The sequence below is a fragment of the Paenibacillus nitricinens genome, assembly GCF_052056485.1.
In the GTDB taxonomy this organism is placed as follows: Bacteria; Bacillota; Bacilli; order Paenibacillales; family Paenibacillaceae; genus Paenibacillus_AQ; species Paenibacillus_AQ nitricinens.
This window is the reverse complement of the sequence record NZ_CP183948.1, coordinates 3513071-3530746: the sequence shown is the minus strand read 5'-3', so window position 1 is coordinate 3530746 and position 17676 is coordinate 3513071. Positions and strand designations below refer to the sequence as shown.

8 protein-coding genes are annotated in these 17676 nt (G+C 43.7%); all 8 read right to left on the bottom strand.

What is annotated here, in order from left to right:
- Nucleotides 1-72: 72 nt before the first annotated feature.
- The 8 genes from ACN6KS_RS15495 to ACN6KS_RS15460 all read right to left on the bottom strand — a co-directional run bounded on the left by ACN6KS_RS15495 (nucleotide 73) and on the right by ACN6KS_RS15460 (nucleotide 17573).
- Nucleotides 73-6861: a putative Ig domain-containing protein gene (locus ACN6KS_RS15495; protein WP_440959983.1), complete on the bottom strand. Its 6789-nt coding sequence runs from the start codon at nucleotides 6859-6861 to the stop codon at nucleotides 73-75.
- A gap of 109 nt (nucleotides 6862-6970) precedes the next feature.
- Nucleotides 6971-7912 (bottom strand): hypothetical protein, encoded by a 942-nt coding sequence (locus tag ACN6KS_RS15490; RefSeq protein ID WP_341134862.1) that lies wholly within the window; start codon nucleotides 7910-7912, stop codon nucleotides 6971-6973.
- Nucleotides 7913-8327: 415 nt separating this feature from the next.
- On the bottom strand, nucleotides 8328-9086 hold the full coding sequence (locus ACN6KS_RS15485; protein ID WP_341134861.1) for an ABC transporter permease: 759 nt from the start codon (nucleotides 9084-9086) through the stop codon (nucleotides 8328-8330).
- Nucleotides 9083-9826 (bottom strand): ABC transporter permease, encoded by a 744-nt coding sequence (locus ACN6KS_RS15480; protein ID WP_440959982.1) that lies wholly within the window; start codon nucleotides 9824-9826, stop codon nucleotides 9083-9085. The genes ACN6KS_RS15485 and ACN6KS_RS15480 overlap by 4 nt, the downstream gene beginning before the upstream one ends.
- Nucleotides 9823-10545: an ABC transporter ATP-binding protein gene (locus ACN6KS_RS15475; protein WP_341109051.1), complete on the bottom strand. Its 723-nt coding sequence runs from the start codon at nucleotides 10543-10545 to the stop codon at nucleotides 9823-9825. The genes ACN6KS_RS15480 and ACN6KS_RS15475 overlap by 4 nt, the downstream gene beginning before the upstream one ends.
- An 83-nt stretch (nucleotides 10546-10628) precedes the next feature.
- Complete coding sequence (locus ACN6KS_RS15470; protein WP_440959981.1) at nucleotides 10629-11633, bottom strand: sensor histidine kinase; 1005 nt, start codon at nucleotides 11631-11633, stop codon at nucleotides 10629-10631.
- Nucleotides 11630-12307 carry a response regulator transcription factor gene (locus tag ACN6KS_RS15465; RefSeq protein ID WP_341134859.1) on the bottom strand — a complete coding sequence of 226 codons (678 nt, stop codon included), beginning with the start codon at nucleotides 12305-12307 and terminating at the stop codon, nucleotides 11630-11632. The genes ACN6KS_RS15470 and ACN6KS_RS15465 overlap by 4 nt, the downstream gene beginning before the upstream one ends.
- Before the next feature lie 160 nt (nucleotides 12308-12467).
- Nucleotides 12468-17573 carry a golvesin C-terminal-like domain-containing protein gene (locus tag ACN6KS_RS15460; protein ID WP_341134858.1) on the bottom strand — a complete coding sequence of 1702 codons (5106 nt, stop codon included), beginning with the start codon at nucleotides 17571-17573 and terminating at the stop codon, nucleotides 12468-12470.
- Nucleotides 17574-17676: the final 103 nt, after the last annotated feature.

Below are 17676 nucleotides of genomic sequence, written 5' to 3'. Positions count from 1 at the left end.
AAAAAAAAGTCCTGATAAAGTTATCATCAGGACTTTTTTGATAGCTATGAAAATAAATTTTATTAGCGAATACTATTTCATGATACGAATGGATTTTGTAGTATTATCGAAGAATACATCTGCACCAAAATACTCAGCAATGAAGCGTAATGGGAGCATAGTACGTCCGTTTACAATTTCAGCAGCTACATCCATTCCTGGTGCAAGTTCACCGATCGTTATCGACAAAGTCTTTCCTTCCAAGGTAATCAGTACGGTTTTCGTAATGTTATCCCAGCCTACTTTTGCTCCTAAGCTCTCGGCTACGAAGCGTAGTGGTACTAACGTTCTTCCTTTAACGACCATCGACGCAACGTCCCTACTCATTTCGTTTCCGTTTAATTTATACCCTGTCTTACCTAGCGTAAATTCCAATATCACAGGTTCAGGCTTCGTTGTAACGAAGATATAGCCTAGCCCTTTTGCTGTGAAGGTAAATTTACCTGTCTTATGGTCATAGTTACCACCTAAACGTTCCATGCTACCGTCTAACCGAAGAATGACACCGCATAACATGCTGATATCGTTATTCAACAACTTCTCTTTTGTCAGATCGAAGGTTACGGGTATAAGCCCTTTATAATCCTTTATTTCCCGGTCATCCGCGAAGATCTTCAACTCATAACCCCGCCCTATTACTAAGTCTCCTTCATCTACAGGTTTAATGACAACCTTCATTTTCTTGCCTGTATTCAATTGCTTCAACAATTCAGGTGATAATTCAACCGAAACGGTGTCATTCGTAACGATTAGTGGTTTGTCAGCTTTAATAATTGCACCGATCGTATCGCTATGAATCTCAAGCTCGTCTATTCCGGCTGACAACGTCAATTCTATGGAATCGCCCTTCTTCAGCTGCTCTTTGATTGTAGCATCCATACGATCCGCTACTGATGGTTCTGGCGAAGGCGTCGGCGTACTGCTTGGGCCACCTGAACTTTCGCCATTGTTATTACCGCCGTTGTCATTGGCAGTAATTACGATAGTTAACTCTGTCGTATCCCTGCCAGCATGATTGGAAGCCGTAACAGTAAATTTGTACGTTCCCGCTTCAGTAGGCACCCCTGATATCACACCCGTAGCTTCTTCTAAATTCAACCCAACAGGTAAATAATTATCACTCACTGTCCAAGTAACCGGTTCGTCGCCGTATACCGATAATGTTACCGTATAGGGTTGTCCAGCTTTGCCGTTTGGCAGATTCTTAGTGATAATCTCTGGAGCTGTATCTACTGGCTTATCCTCTTTAATCTCGATGCTTAATACCCGCTCATCTTTACCAAAGTCATTCGTTGCTGCAACATTAAATTCGTAATATCCTGCCTCTTGAGGTGTACCCAAGATTACGCCGGTTGTTTCATCTAGGTTAAAATCTGCTGGCAAAGCTCCTCCTTGGACCTTCCAAGTCATCGGTTGGCTGCCATATACCGCTAATGTTGCCGTATACGGTTGTCCTACTTTGCCGCTTGGCAAGTTCTTAGTTATAATTTCCGGAGCTGTGTCACCGTAGACGTCTTTAGTGATCACGATATTGAACCGTTTCGTGTCACTGCCTGCTTCATTATTAGCTTGAACTTTGAACGTAAATTGACCCCATTGATCGGGTGTACCAGATATAATTCCTGCATCTTCATCCAAGCTTAATCCTGATGGCAATTGACCCTCTACAATGGCCCATTTGATCGGTTTATCGCCATCAGTGGTAAAGACTGCCAAATACGGTTGTCCAACTTTGCCATCCGCAAGCGAATTCGTCGTAATCGTTGGCGCCGTACCTGCGCCTTCAGCCCATTTCGCATATAATTCAATATTCCATGTAACAGGATCAGCAACGAAATCCCAGGCATCGTTTAATCCTGCATCTTGATACCAACCGTCGAAAACCGTTTTTTCTTTTGTCGGCGCTGTTGGCTCGGTAATTGTCCCGCCCAGATCAGCGAACTTCATTGCAACATCGCTACCACCATTAGAATCAAAAGTCACCGCATAAGGGTTGTGTGCACCGATGGAAGGTGTTCTGCCGCTAAGTGGGTTGCCGAAGAAGTCTGTTCTCTCCGTCATATGAGGTAGAGCATTCGCGCGATCCACATATGGGCTCACAATTTCGGCACCTGTACCAAAGGCCAGGTTATTACCGTCAGCAAGACGGAACCCGTTCATCGCACTATAATCAAGCTTGGCATCAACTGTTCCACTGTTAGTAATCCAATGTTCCGGTGTAGATTTATAATCATTTAATATAGAATGTAGTTCCTCATCTGTTACATAGCGGTTGTCTGTTGCAGTTACGCCTGCACCTAGATACCCGCCCCCGCCTGCGTTCATGCTACCAAAAAGATTAGCCGGATACACAATGTTGTTCGTAAACCGTCCGGCTGCAAATGGAGCTGATGTTCCTCCGCCTTTCAGACCAACATGGTTGTTTTCCCCAGTGTAGGCAAAAATATTATTCTGGAAATAAATGTTCAAGTTGGAGGCTGTCGGGTCAAACACTAACGAACTGCTATTCTTTAATGGCGTGACGATAACATTGTTATAGTATAAGCCGCTTAATTCCTCGCTCGTTGAAGAACCCCCCGCTAGTAATATAAGACTATTAAAGCTCTTGTTAAAATCCGGGCTGCGACCATCATTCACGCTAATGTTATACCGAACGATATTGCCCTTGGCAGCATTCATCTGTAAATACCAACCGCCATAGTTATTTCGGCTGTAATTGTATTCATATACATTGTCCTGACAATAGTTGTCTATGTCCCAAGCCATACCGTCATTGCTAGCATGATAAGGGTTATCGACAGCTTCATTATAGCGGAAGATCGTACCTTTACTTGCCATAATCCACGCGGCCGCATAGTTTTGCGAACCTAGATATGTTGGGTTTGTATTATTTGGTCCCCAGTTCGTAACCAGGTTGCCGCTCTTATCGCTTAGATAGCTGTAACCGTTGTCTGTGACCACATTTCTTTCCACAAGGGAGTTGTTTCCCCCGGACATGACAATACCATCTCCAACCGAACTTGAAACCCAGTTGTTTCTAAACACAGCTTTTGATGCCCAAGGATAGCTTGAGTTACTCCAAGTAATACCTGTGTTATTGGTCCCTGGATTGCTTGGTCCATAGGCATTATTGCGAATACCTTCATTATCGCAGCGAAGGGTTTTGTTGCCTTCAACCAATATATCTACATAACCATTAATAATGATGCCGCCGGACACCTTATTTGCTCCATTTGCTTGGTGCAGCCCATTAACATCATGAACATAGTTATCTCGAATAACCATTCCTTGCATACGAGCATCAGCATACTCTTGAATATTAAACTGACCTTGACTCAGCTTGGAAATCCGCGACATTACAGCGATACCGGAACGGCCGTCACCTGCTGCATTGCCGATGTTCGTGACTTCAATTCCACTGACTACCCAATAGTTAACGTCATATAACTCAATGGTACCGTTTAAGGAAATCCCTGATGGGCTCGACGCTGTTCCACCACCATTAATGATCGGTCGTTGGTTAGGATCGGTCGTATTATATTTTGTAAGCGTAATCGGATTTCCTTCCTCACCATTGCCGCGCAGTCTGATTTGTTCATTCCATACGCTATTCGCATCCAGATAAATGGTTGAACCCGGCATAAATACATATTCATTAATCTTGGAGATTGATTTCCAAGCCGTAGCCGGAGTGAGTCCATCTTCCTGATCGTCACCGTTATTGGAGAAATAATAATCACGGACTTCAAGGGGTACAATGTTCAACTCGAATGTGATTTCGGCAGGATGCAGATTAAGTCTAACCGTATATTTTCCCGGTACGATATTATTTCTTGCGAATGATTCTTTGTTAATCTTCAATACATTACCGCTAACCTTATAATCCACATCCCGGAGTAAAGTTACAGTGCCGATTTCCACTCCAGCTAGATCCGCCAAATCAGGATTTACGGTGATATTATAGTCATCCAGACCCATAACATATGTGCTGTCTTCCAAGTGACTATACTCTTTAGGCAACAGCTTTAGCGTAATAGAAGCTGTCCCGGTTTGGGCTGTTTTTCCACTATCGATAACATATACGTCATCGATAAAATGTTTGTTCTGTATATCCTTAACCGTTCCAGCCTTGTTGCCCCAGTTTGTAGCAAGCTGCAATGCATCGATCTTGGAAATATTATTCTTAACTTGGGTATCAAAATTGCCACCATCTGTTGATTGCCTTTGAAGGTCTTGTCCATCGATTTTATAGGTCGTTCCCGTTGATGTAACGAACCATTGGAATTTATGCCAGCCTTCGCTTCGCTTGACATCTACAGGATAGAATCTTCCAGATGAACCGGGTCTGACTGCGTAATGGGTCAGATTTTCCGCCCAATCACCATCTCCATTGCCATAATTGATGGCGATATGTTCATTGGACGATGGGGTTAAGCCAAAGACAGCATGGTCATTGGAACCCGCTCTGCCATCATCATAGTACCAAGCAGTAACGATTGTTGTCTTACCGGTTGCAGGGGCGTAATTATAGGTACCTGGAACAGTAGCCACCTGACCGGCGCCGCTTGATGTCGCGGCCTTTCCTCCGGTACGGGACATCACATCGCTGTGAACATATCCGTTCGCACCATTTGAAAATTTCTTCTCCCCTTCAAACCCATCGTAAAACATAGTTTCAGCCTTATTGAAGTAATCAACGCTCACTTGAACAGTGACCTCTTCGTTCCCTGTCGGAACATAACCTTTCTTAACCGTCACGAATCCGGCATCATCTACTTCAATCTTATCCTTGTCTTGATCCGCTGGGCTGAAGCTGATGTTATCAGCAACGAACACATCAGCAGTGTCAACGATTAACCGCGTTTTATCTCCTGCACGCAGAGTATCGTTCTGGCGAATTAACGCAATGTTAGCTGAATATCGGGTGCTCTCCCCTGATTCAGCAGAGTCTAAGAATCGTGATGTTGCGTTGCCGTTTGCTGTTACTTTAAATGTATCATTTAAAGTCGGGGACAAAGCCACATCACTGGTTGTTGCTGCAATCGGGCTTCCATTAGCCACTCCATTCCTGAAGAGTTGAACCGAATAGGCAGCTGCGTTAGCGACACGGTCCCATGTAGCGTATGTGCCGTTCCATCTGACATTTACCGGTACAGGTAATTTCTCGATCTTTAATATTCCGGATGCTGCAACTTCTTCACTGATGTCTCCCGCATTATTAATGACAATGGCTGTAACAGTGTAGTTGCCCACTCCCAGTGCCCTAGCATAGGGCAGAACATGATGCCTTTCATGATTGTTAGGCTGGTCGGGTCCCCCATTTTTCGATAAATAATAACCAACAGGTCCACCGTCTTTGAACAGTGTTACAAGGGTATCTCCGTAATTGGAAGCACCACTATAAATGCCCGTATCTGAGTCAAGCATCGGGTTAATTGGCGCATTCACCTGTGTATTGGTGGTTATCAATAACGGTACAGCATTGGATTTCACCATAACTCCCTCTGCCGAGGACACTTCGCAATAATAGAAATTGCCTTGTTGTGAAGCTGAGTCCACATTGGGAAGCGTTAATAGCGCCTTATCAGCTCCACTGACTTTTGTCCCGTTCAAGCCAGTCTCGTCATCAGATACATACCACTGATAGGCTGAAGCAGCGGCTGATGCCGCAACGCTAAATGTTGCTGTCTCACCTTGTTTCACTTCTGCTGCTGTTGGCTGAGTGATTATTTCTAAATTTGGCAATCCACCGGGAGGTACCAAATTTAATGTTAATGTTCTGGTTCCTGTTGTTGTAGCCACATCTTTAACAACATAAAAATCGTCGATTAGATGTTTATTTTTAATATAAGCTTTGTTGCCTGACTGGTTGTTCCATCCTCCAGCTATTTTAGGCTGAATGGTTGTACCGCTCTTCATAGCTTTGTAAATATTACTTTGCGCTGAATCGGATATTAATGTTCCGTCTATTTGTAAAGTCGCACCATTCGGTGTAATGAGCCACTCAAATTTATGCCAGCCTGTGGAACGTAAAGCCCCGCTATCTTTCCAACGGTTGCCTGCTGTACCCGCTGATGATGGTGCATATGCCCAAGTATATCTAGTCGGGTTATGAATAACATCAGCCTCTGAGCTTTGATAGAATGTCCCGGCAAAGGTGGCATTTTTGCCATCTACAATAGCAAATTGAGTTCTATCCGTCGCTGTCTTCTCCTCATCAGGATACGGGTCAAAATACCATGCCGTCATCTTGTAATTGCTGCCTGCCGGCAATGCCACGTCTTGGGCTACATTTTCATTATTCGTATCATTCGAAGGTGTAATCGCTTTCAATCCAGAACGGGACTGAGCATCGGACAGCGTGTATGACGAGCCTAATTTGCCCGTTGATGTCATCGGACCATTGTTGTTCTCGAAATCCTCCATGAACAACACATCGGAGTCATGGTAATAACTCGCAGCGGCCGTGATTGTCACCGGGATGCCCGGAGCGCCTTGTGACGCAAAGGTATAACCGCTAGCTAAAGTAATGTTCCCCTGATTATTAACAGTTAAAAGATTTGTATTGCTGGAATCGTAATTAACCTCGTCAATAACCGGTCCTTTCACCAGACTGCTTAAAGGCGAACCTTTATAGGTAAGATTCACCCTGCCCGCCTGACCTGCCGCTTGTGTCAATTCTAGTACAACAGAGTCAAAAGATTCGCCCCCTCCCGCAGCTGACACTTCAGATGAAGGCGCCAAGCCGAACAGACCAGGGAATACCAACGAAGTTGCCGTAATCATCGACAAAGCTTTTTGCATCCATTTCGATCGTATCATCCAAACACTTCCTCCCTTTGAAATTAATAAATGAATACTTTATAAAAAATCTGCATCTATAGAAGTCTCAATAGACATAGATTCTTATAAACTTAAAAACATAACTATTCTAGTTCACTACTAATTCACTGAATTGATTAGCGTTATACACGATCTTCAACTTATTGGTATTTGCAATTAACGCTCGTAAGTCAGATTCCGCCCATCCGTATAGAATGGAATCCTTCACTTCTTCCAGTTTAAGCTTGGAGATTTCCGGTTTTGTGATTAATGTGGCAATGACATCTTCACCCATATATTTACCGATTACTGTCTCGCCTACAGAAGCAGCAGCTAATGACTCCCAGAACTTAAGAGATTCGGTATCTTCTTTAGATATGTCCAAACGATTTAGCACTTTCTCTTCCTTAGCCTGCCCCGCTATCGCTAACGTGGCCGTTAATTCATCAGCAATACGAACATATTCCGCACTTTTTGAAGCATACTCAACTTGCAACTCGGATTCGCTCATTTTCGTTTTTTTAAGCTGGGTTTCTACCAAATCCGGCCAACGGGCACCACTTAAATATTGCATGTATTGATATAAGTCAAACTGAGGCAACCCATAGTAAGTCCCTCCTGAATCATCCATCTTTGTTCGCTTAACATTTTCATCTTCCATGTCGGATTTTAGCTCATCGAAGCTTTTGTAAGGGGCGAGCCCCCGCTCATCTGCAATTAATTGCTCCTGTTTGGTCTTTAGTAATGCAGACATCGCAGATTTTTTGGCGTATTCAGATGGGGTTTCATGATTTTCGCCGTATTGACGTGTCCAGAAGCCCTCATCTACTTGGGCCCCATAAGTTTTGAAGAAATAGTCTGTCGTTATAGATCTTTGCTCTTTGACATAAAATTGAAATTCTTCTTCTGTTACGGCGTATCCGCCTACTGTGAATATCCAATTTTCAGGCAGTCCCGCTTTTTTGTTAGTTAAGCTCAACACGAGTAAAATAAGAACAATCAGAGCGATAAATAAGATAATCACTGTTGGTTTTCGTCTTTTAATCCCCATGACGCCTCCTTTTCCAATATTCAATCTAGCTTTGCAAGAAAGCCTATGACAGCATAATTCGTCGCCGTTGTAGGAGAAGTTCCCAAATTTAATGCTTAGACATCATTGTAAGTTTAGCCGCCCCCTAATGTAAGCGCTTATTTAGACTGAATTTGAACAAATTTGACTTATAAAAACTGTCCTAGTTCGCAATTATTTGTGTGCTAGGGGATCAATTTCCACAAGAAGGACCATAGCGAGGTGTTCGCTAAAGCACAAAAAACACAAATGGCTTCGTCCTCTGAAAACAAAGGACGAAGCCATTTGATATTAACGTTTAAATGCAATTATAGATGATCATAAATTTATGATAGCAACAGCTGTAGCTCGAAATCAATCCATAAGAGAATTTACAACCTTATAATGAAACCTGAAATTAGGCATCCCGTTTACGGTAAAATACAATAGCAACTGTAATAAAGATCAATGTCCATAACATTGAAATACCTGTCCCTTGCATTGATGTAAGGACATTTATCTCCTCAGAGGAGCGCGGCATATACATATAATACCCTGCCATATCCGGAAAATAATTTGTAATACTAGGCAGAAAATTTCTCAGCAGTGGACTTACAATGAAATAATAACCAAGCAGTAACACTAAAGCAGGCGTGGTTCGCCTTAATAAAGCACCTATAGCTGCACTGAGAAGTGTAGTTAATGTTAGATAGCCCGTTGCACCTGTTAATGTTGTTATCATAGTGTCTATTGTAATCACTTCTGCTGTATCTTCCATCCTAATAAAAGTATATAGTACACCTGATCCAGCAATAATAAACGCCACGGGAATAGTGATGATTGCCAACGCAAAATGCTTCGTGCATAATTGAAGCCCGCGCCAAGGTATCGTAGTTAAAGTAGTTCTAATCTGCCCGCCAGTATACTCTGAACATGTAGCTAAAATACCAAGAATAATGAACCCTGCTTGAATATATCTCATAGAAGCGAGTCCTATACTCAGTATACTTTGCGTCCCTGCTGCCCCTTGTAGACCAATAGAAGTAAAAGCTGCGGCTAAAACTAAATTAAAAATGAACGTCCCCATAAGCGTGAGCCATATCAATGGTAAGGTAACTAGTTTATCCAGTTCAGCACCAAGCATTTGTGTTAGCTTTCTACTAGATGAGACACTCATGCTGCAACGTCCCTCCTATGGAACACAATACCTGCAACAATGAAAAGAACGGCTACCCAGGTAGACATGATTAAACCGCCTGTGAATGGGGTGTTAAATCCAAGGCTCATAAACATATCAGCGCCAGCTATATCAGGTAAGTAAAACGCTAACTTTGTAATCTTAGAAAGCAGGAAACTAAATGACACAAGTGATGAATTTATCAAGAGTACAGTAAGCGGGATAATGCCATTCTTAGTAAGTATAGTAATCCCAAATGCTAAAAGAGCAGTAAATGTCCAGTAACAAACTGCACCGATAAGTTTAGACCATTCCAATGCAGGGGTATATTCACCAAGAATAAGATGGGTTGCTGACACAGTTGTCATAATAGCAACAATACACAGCAGTATACTAATCACTGTCACAGCCCCTGCTTTTGCCAGCAAAAAATGAAGTCGGGATGAAACAACAGTTAAACTTGTTATAATCTGTTGTCCTCCACCCGATTCACTGCTCTCTGTCATATACTCACTACTAACAGCAAGCACGCCAAGAAGAATGACACCTTGCACACCATAAACTAATCCAATATAGCCAACTTCCGCTAGCCTTGTGCTAACACCAGCAATAATCTCCTCTTTTTGTGCGGTACTGTCCAAGGCAGCAATGACCGCTGGGGCAAATGCTCCAATGAAAGAGGCAAGCCAAATGCCCGGCAGGGAGAACAATTTTGATAGTTCCGCCTTGAATGCTCTCATACAACAACACCTGTATTCTCATTTGTCAGGGCAAAATAGGCATCCTCCAGCGTGGAATGGTTACCTTTTACTTCTTCCAATGTTCCATCTGCAACGATTGTTCCATGCTTAATAATCACCACATCATCAACAGTCGCTGCAAGCTCTCCCATTAGATGACTGGATAGTAAGACCGTGTTTCCTGACTCAGCACGTTCACGTAAAAATGTCCGAATCCAGCGAATTCCTTCGGGGTCAAGCCCGTTTACGGGTTCATCTAAAACCAATATTTTGGGGTCACCAAGCAGTGCAGCCGCCATTCCAAGTCTTCTCCCCATACCAAGAGAATAATTGCCAACTCTTTTCCCAGCTGCATTAGTAAGGCCTACGATTTCCAGAACCTCCTCGACACGTGAGCTAGGCAATCCTGCGGCACGAGCAATCCAACGCAAGTGTGCCCGTCCGGTCCGCATACGATGAGCTCCAAAGCCATCAAGTGCAGCACCTACGGTTGCTAGAGGATTATGTAATTCTGCGAATGGCTTTCCATTAATGAATGCACTCCCTGAGGTGGCACGATCTAATCCAAGCAGGATGCGGAGTGTAGAACTTTTACCTGCCCCATTGGGACCTAGAAACCCAGTTACCCTACCGGGTCTAGCATTAAAACTGATACCAGATAAGATTACTTGTTTTCCGCGATGTTTGACTAAGTTATTAATGGTAAGCAACCATAACACTTCCTTTCTGTTATGGTTCTTATTATAAAGAAGCAAAGTTACATCCCGGCTATCAGCCCGTTTAATTCTGGGTTAACTTTAGGTTAAGCTCGGCCAATAGCTACTTTTGTACCATTTTCATTTGATGTAAAGTCAGCTTTCAGCTTCATTTTTTGCAGCATATAATTTGAAGCCGATAAGCCAATCCCTGCTCCACGCTCATAGGAGAAGTTATCCATACCTGGACCTTTGTCTGCAACGATGATCTGTTCTTTTACTACATCAACCACAATGTTTGCATATTCCCCCTCTGCTGCATGGCGAAGAATATTCTGAAATAGATTGTCCAGAACCCGTGTCATCCATTGTGGATCGGCCTCCCAATAAAAAGTCTCCTCTGCCGGTAAATCCACATCGATCTGAACTTCTTGTTCTTCAAATACAGGATACCATGCTGCAACAGATGCTCTTACTAAACGTCCAATATCTGTTGAAATGGGTACAAAAGGATGTTTCCCTGATGTAAGCAAAGTGTAGGAAAGTAAATCATCCATCAGATCTCCGACTCTGGTAATCGTATGATTCATCTCTGTTAAGGAGTTTTGTCCTTCTAAACTTACTGCTTCTTTATTTAATCTGGTGACATGTCCTCTCAATATGGTAAGTGGTGTTCGTAAATCGTGAGATAAATTAGCAATGAGCCGATGCCGTAATAATTCTTCTTCATGTTCCCGCTTGCGACTGTCTTCAAGCTGCTGAATCATCCAATTAAAAGAACTTCCCAACTGGTCTAATTCATCCATACGATCACTTTGGACAGAAATCGGTTTAGGAAAGGAGTTATGATTAGCTGAAAATGACATGACTTCCTGTAAGCCGGTGAGACGTTTACGAAGTCTCAAGAAGAACAGCCAAGAGGAGACAATAAATGCGACAATAATAAAACCAAACAAAAGCAGTGTAATGTAAAATGGATTTAACGTCAGAGGTTCTTCATTGACAGAAAACCCAAAGAAGGTAAAGAAGAAAATAAGCACAATTGGAGGAAGGAAGATAAATAGAAAATGCACTTTTAGAAAACGGCGAAATAATGATCTGCTGTGTTTCATAGCTTCACCCGATAGCCTATTCCTTTTAACGTTTCAATAATCTCTTGTGAATCTGGATGACGTTCCAACTTCTGACGTAGTCGATGGATATGTACCATTAGTGTCTTATCACCGGTTATGTACGTTTCTTCCCAAATGGCTTCATAAATTTGTTCTTTTGGTAAAACTTGATTAGGGTGGCGTAAGAAGTACATTAAAATTTGATGTTGTTTCCCTGTCAGTATAATTTCTTCTCCTGTGGGCTTGTCATATACCATTTGGAGTCCTGGATCTACTTCAATATGATTACCTAATGAAATGCGTCCAGAATGTCTTCTGCCACTTCGGCGGATTAATACTTCTAATCTCGCAACTAATTCATCCGTATGAAATGGTTTCGTTAAATAATCATCAGCAAACTGTAACCCATCTACCTTATCATTTATCGATGTTCGAGCAGATAACAGCAAAATAGGAACAGCAGGAGCTGCCTTTTTTAATCGTTTTCCTACAGTAAATCCGTCTAACCCAGGTAACATGATATCCAAAATAACGATTTCATGCTGATTCACTTCTTTTTCGGCTCCTTCACCAGAAAGCAGCCACTGAACTGAAAACCCCCGCTGCTCCAATTCTTCTTTTACCCATTGGCCTATTTTCTCATTATCTTCAATATATAATATGTTTCTTTTCAAGTAACAACCCTCTCTCTAATGGAGTTCACTATTAGACAGATTAACACAATCTAAAGAATCGTTTCCAGTTAAGACCATTTTATCGTTTGTTAATATAGTTTCATAAAAAAGCCGAATGGATCGGTTTCATCCACTCAGCTCAAAGGATTATTTTACGATATCACTTATCACTTACCGTTGTTCCGCTTCCATTCAGAAACTCACTGCTATTATTCGAAAGTTTCGGTTTACCTGGCAGACCAAACAATACCGGACTAACGGAATGCCGTTCGAACTTGACTGCATCAGCCCTCGTATAGATCATATCAGCAGGCAGAGTTGGGGGATCTACCGTTGTCGGAGTAACCCTGGTTAAACGAACATACTCGCTGCCGTCTCCTGTAAAGTCGAACGTTCCTAGATTAACCCAACCCGACGAGCCGACGGTTGCATCGATATACGTGACCTCGGTAACCGACTGATGCTTCACTTCCACTTTGACATAATTATCGTTTGCTGTCGTATGGACGAGCTTGTAGATGGAGACCGTATATTTCCCCTCTGGAAACTGGCCTTTCCACGTCGCTGATGATCCTTGAACGGTAGAGTAACGGGACTTAACCCCAATTTTGTATCCGGCTAAATTGCTTTGGCTCCAAGACCCTTCTGTCGTGTACAACCCAGTCGTATTCGTACTGTCGACAATAACCGTTAAGTCCCTGATCGCAATTATCAAAGGCGATGTTGTTAAGGTCACCCCGTCAATCGTTACAGTGGCCCATACCTCAATGTGATCTTTTTCCCCGTCGAGACTTAGAAGAGTCAACAAACCGCTACTGTCCACTTCAGCCAAATCGGTTCGATCAACGAAATACTGCACATTTGCCTGTGATAGATCACCAATCAGACCGTTATCCAAATAGCCGGTTACGCTCAGTTGTGCGGTTTGAGTCATCTGCAGTTCGTTCCGATCCGACAGGATCACCGCAGACTCCAATTGCGGCATCTGGTTCGGGTCCACCCACATCATCGCATCGGCAACTACCCTTGACTTATTAGCCTTATTGGTTAATTCCACGTACCCGTTATCGCCTGCTGCAAAAGGAAAAGTACCCAGGTACACCCAAGTCCCATTTGCTGCTGTCTCATCAACGGTAACCGTCTCGGAGCCTCCGCTATAATGAACGGTAAATGTGGCATTCGTTGCCCAATTTTCACTGGCAGCGGTTATTTGCGGAAGCTTGTAATACACACTGTAAGTAACAGTTTCCGGCAGCTCAGGCCGCCATACTATCCTGCTTGTCGCTGTGCCTGCAGTCGATTTGGAATACACATAGTTATCATAGTAATAGTCGTTAGCCGTAGTATCCCGTATCCAGACGCCTTCTGTCTCTGCCTCCGTATTATCCACAATGATAGATGAACCCTCCTGCCAATCCGGTTGAACTGGAGTTTCGGTTACCTGATCAGGCAGATAGAGTGTCCGTTTGCGAGTCTGTTTCCCGTCCGATTCCACATAATAAGTGAAGGTTTGGGATAAGTCGTTCACCCGTATCGACCATTCCATCGGATAGATCGTATCTGGAATCGTCGTATACGTAGCTCCGCCATCCAAGGAATAATGGATCGTCGCCGGTTTCGTCGTTTTTGCCTGCACATAAGCATCGTAGGCCGTTTCGTCGGGCTTGACGATCAGCATGCCTTTAACCGCATCTATTGGACTGTGGATATCGAAGAAATAGCTTGCATCCGATAGATCAGCAGTTCTGATCTGGTGCAGCGGCACCTCAATGTTGAGTCCTTCTACAATGATAGCGGTTATTCCCTTGCTTGAAACCTTGGCTTGAATGATTCCGCCACTCATAACCGCTTGCTCTGGTGAGCCATTGTCGCGGATAATGGTTACGGTATAATCTTGTGCCGGGTTGAACCCAATGATTTGCGAATTCAACTCAATCGGAGTCTGAACTTCAGCTGACGATTCATTGCTTAACCCGATGTAGAATTTATTCCCGCTCTCTCCCGTTATCCAGTTCAATTGAGGATGGTTGGTCTGAATTATCCCCTTGGGCATCCAGAGCCAAACGTCGGAATTACCGTAAAAATGACCTGGTTTATTTCCATAGAGGTGATATTTGAACCATAAAAAATTTGTTTCAAATACAGAAGGAAATGTAATACTACCATTCGATTTCAACGATTGCTCGCTGATCAAATAATCCATCGTTTGCCCGAGCTGTCCCGGTATATGGTGATAATAGATGGATGTAGCGCCGCTTGGACCTTCCAGAGGGAAATTTGGCTCCAATTGACTAATGGCGAAGCCCTTATAGTAATAACCTGGATAGCTGGAATATCGTCCGATGACCGCATTATGAGCAATATCCTGCAGCAGTTTATCACCTGTATAGAGCGACAATCTCAGCATGAATGGAGCTTCCTGCGCATTCATCCGATAATAGCCAGTTGTACTTCCCGCTTCAAACGTCAATCCATTGGGAGAAACAAGCCAACTATCCGCTTGTACGCCTCCGGCTACATCTTCTGGGAGCTTGATCCGAGGATATTGATATTTACCACTTTCCGGCCAATGGAACGACTCCGCGTAATTATACGTCTCAGGCTGCGGAATCGTAACGGCACCTTCTGGAACCGGACGAGCAACGAACATCGTTGCATACCGTTTGGCTTCTTTATAAGCAGCATTCAAGTATTTGGGTTCCTGAGTTTCCTCGTAAAGCTCCAAGATCTCCATCCACAGCTTGCTATAATAATAAATGAACTCATTTTTACTCACATTTACGGATGCAGGCGTATCAATATGCTGCATGATATAGCTGTCGGCTGCAGCCTTGGCAGCCTGTAAATACTGCGCATCTCCCGTCATACGATACATCATCAGGGGCTGAATGACAGGACCCCGGTCTTTCTGGTCAGGATCACGCACGAGGTACTCTTCCTGTGCCAGCGCCCCAATTCCTGCCGAAGTCCCCATCATCTGATGGACAGCGGCTACGCTTGAAAAATCGAACGGCAAGGATGCCATTTTCCATAACGACGGCACACCGTATACTGGCTTCTGCGTCGGTGACCATCCAATTCCATTTCGCGATACACCGTTCTGGATGGACGGCAGCGCTCTCGTATCGTAAAGCTGGTCGTCTCCGGTCAAATAGTAGGCTCCCAGAAGAACTGCATTCGATGTGGTTCGAATGCTATCCTCGTTCTCAATATCAATAAATCCCTTGGCTCGATTCCACCAGCCGCTTGGCGACGGGACATAATTAACAGAGTCGTCCCCTTGCGGCTCTATCTTAAGTAAATCGATCATATTGAACATCGCGTCAGTAAGCGACTGATCGGATACATTTTCCCGGTATGCGGAATAACCATACTCATTGCAAAGAACATCCGCGTAGGACACATACAATTTGCTTTTTTGAGCGATTAGTCCCATATGAAATTGATAAGTGCTTTCTGCGGCCATTTTCGAATAAGTCCCTAATTGAGGAGCATACAAGATTGGCTGCACGCTGCCTTCATTGTTGACAAGGCTCATGCCAAGCCTTTGTTTCGTAACACCTCCCGTCGGTTCAAATTCCACCGGAAGCTCATCCGAAGGTACAAATACCCCATACGTCAATGGATTCCCCGAACCGTCATTCTTTTCCACCAGACTCATCGGAGCGCTCAGCTCCCTTAAGCTTGTTGATTCGACTGAACCTACCATTTTTGCATGTGACCTGAAACCATTTAACACTTCATTGACGCCTGAGATTTGCTCTGTTGTGAAAGACTGATAGCCGATCACATAATTGCCATCCCGGCGGGGTGTAAAGGTGAAGGAAACATCAGGTTTGTCCCCTGACATGGACCAGTTCACTTGTAAATCGTAATCACTTCCATGTGAAGTATCGGTTAATATCGCCGTGTGGCTGTCAGGGAAATCGATCTCGTCGAATGTAATCCAGCGTTTGTTCATCGTATCGTAGTAATTGGTTAGACTCCCGGCATTCCCATCTAATATGACCCATTGCTCTTCAAGTCTTTCCGCCACATTATTGACAGGCACCCAGTTCCCCGTATCCGTATCCTTGTAGAACAAATCACGAACGATGGATTTGCCACCATCCCAAGCTGCTTCATAGAAGGTTACTTTATAGTTGTCATTCTCGATACTGCCTTTTTCCGTGTAACTGAGATTCGCCAATGTACGGCTGCGCAGCGGAGGCAACGGCGGAGCTTGCTGCCGGATGTTCCCTTCAAACTTGACCGCATCGGCCCGCGTAATGATCTTTCCGGTCGTAGGTTGCGTTCGAGTCAGTCTGACAAATTCGCTATCATTACCACTGAAATAATAGGACCCCAAATCCACCCATCCGGCCGATGGGCCCGACGAAGGCCTCAGATCCATAAACATGACATCCGTGATCCCATTGTGAACAATTTCAATTTTAACATTACTGTCTGCTTTATCCGCCCAATCAAGCTTGTTGAATGATATTTTCGCCGTCCCTGCTTCCAATCGCGGATTCCATGTGATGCTTCTTCCTACTGCATCGGTAAATTTGGAACTGGAATTATGATAACCCTTCACTCCTGTACTTGTAGTCCAATAAGGAGCGGAGAACCCGTTATTTGCGTTATCTGCATCAGTGGTGACGACATCATCAATCGTGATGCTTCCATCATCAATGATGATCGTCTTCTGCGGCTCTTTTTGCTGAATATTCCCTTCGAACTTGACCGCATCTGCACGAGTAATTATCGTGCTGGTTGTACTGGTAGACCGAGTTAATCTAACGAATTCTTTACCAACCCCGGAAAAATAGTACTCTCCCAAATCCACCCATCCCGCAGGAGCACCAAATGAAGGTCGCAAATCCACAAAGAAAACATCCGTCGTTCCATTATGAACGATTTCAATTTTTACATTGCTATCGGCCTTATCCTCCCAGTTAAGCTTATATAATGAAATTTTCGCCATTCCCGCTTCCAATCGAGGATTCCAGGAGATCGTTCTGCCTGCTGTACTCGTATATTTAGAACTGGAGTTATCATATCCCTTCACCCCTGTACTTGTGGTCCAATTTGGAGCCGAATAGCCGTTGTTCTCGTTATCCACATCAGGTGTCACAACATCATTGATCGTGATGCTCCCGTCATCGATGATAATCGTCTTATACGGTAAGGGCTCTGCGTAAGCGGTCCTAATCCCGACTAGGCTGAAAGGAACTACTATCGTCACAATGAAAACGATTAAGAAAAACAGCTTCCTTTTTATCATACAACTCACAGCCTCCCTTATGTTGATAACGCTTTCAAAATAATGGTGCCCTCCTTTGTTCGAAGATCGTAAAGAAGCAATTAGCCTTATCCTTCTGGCTAAT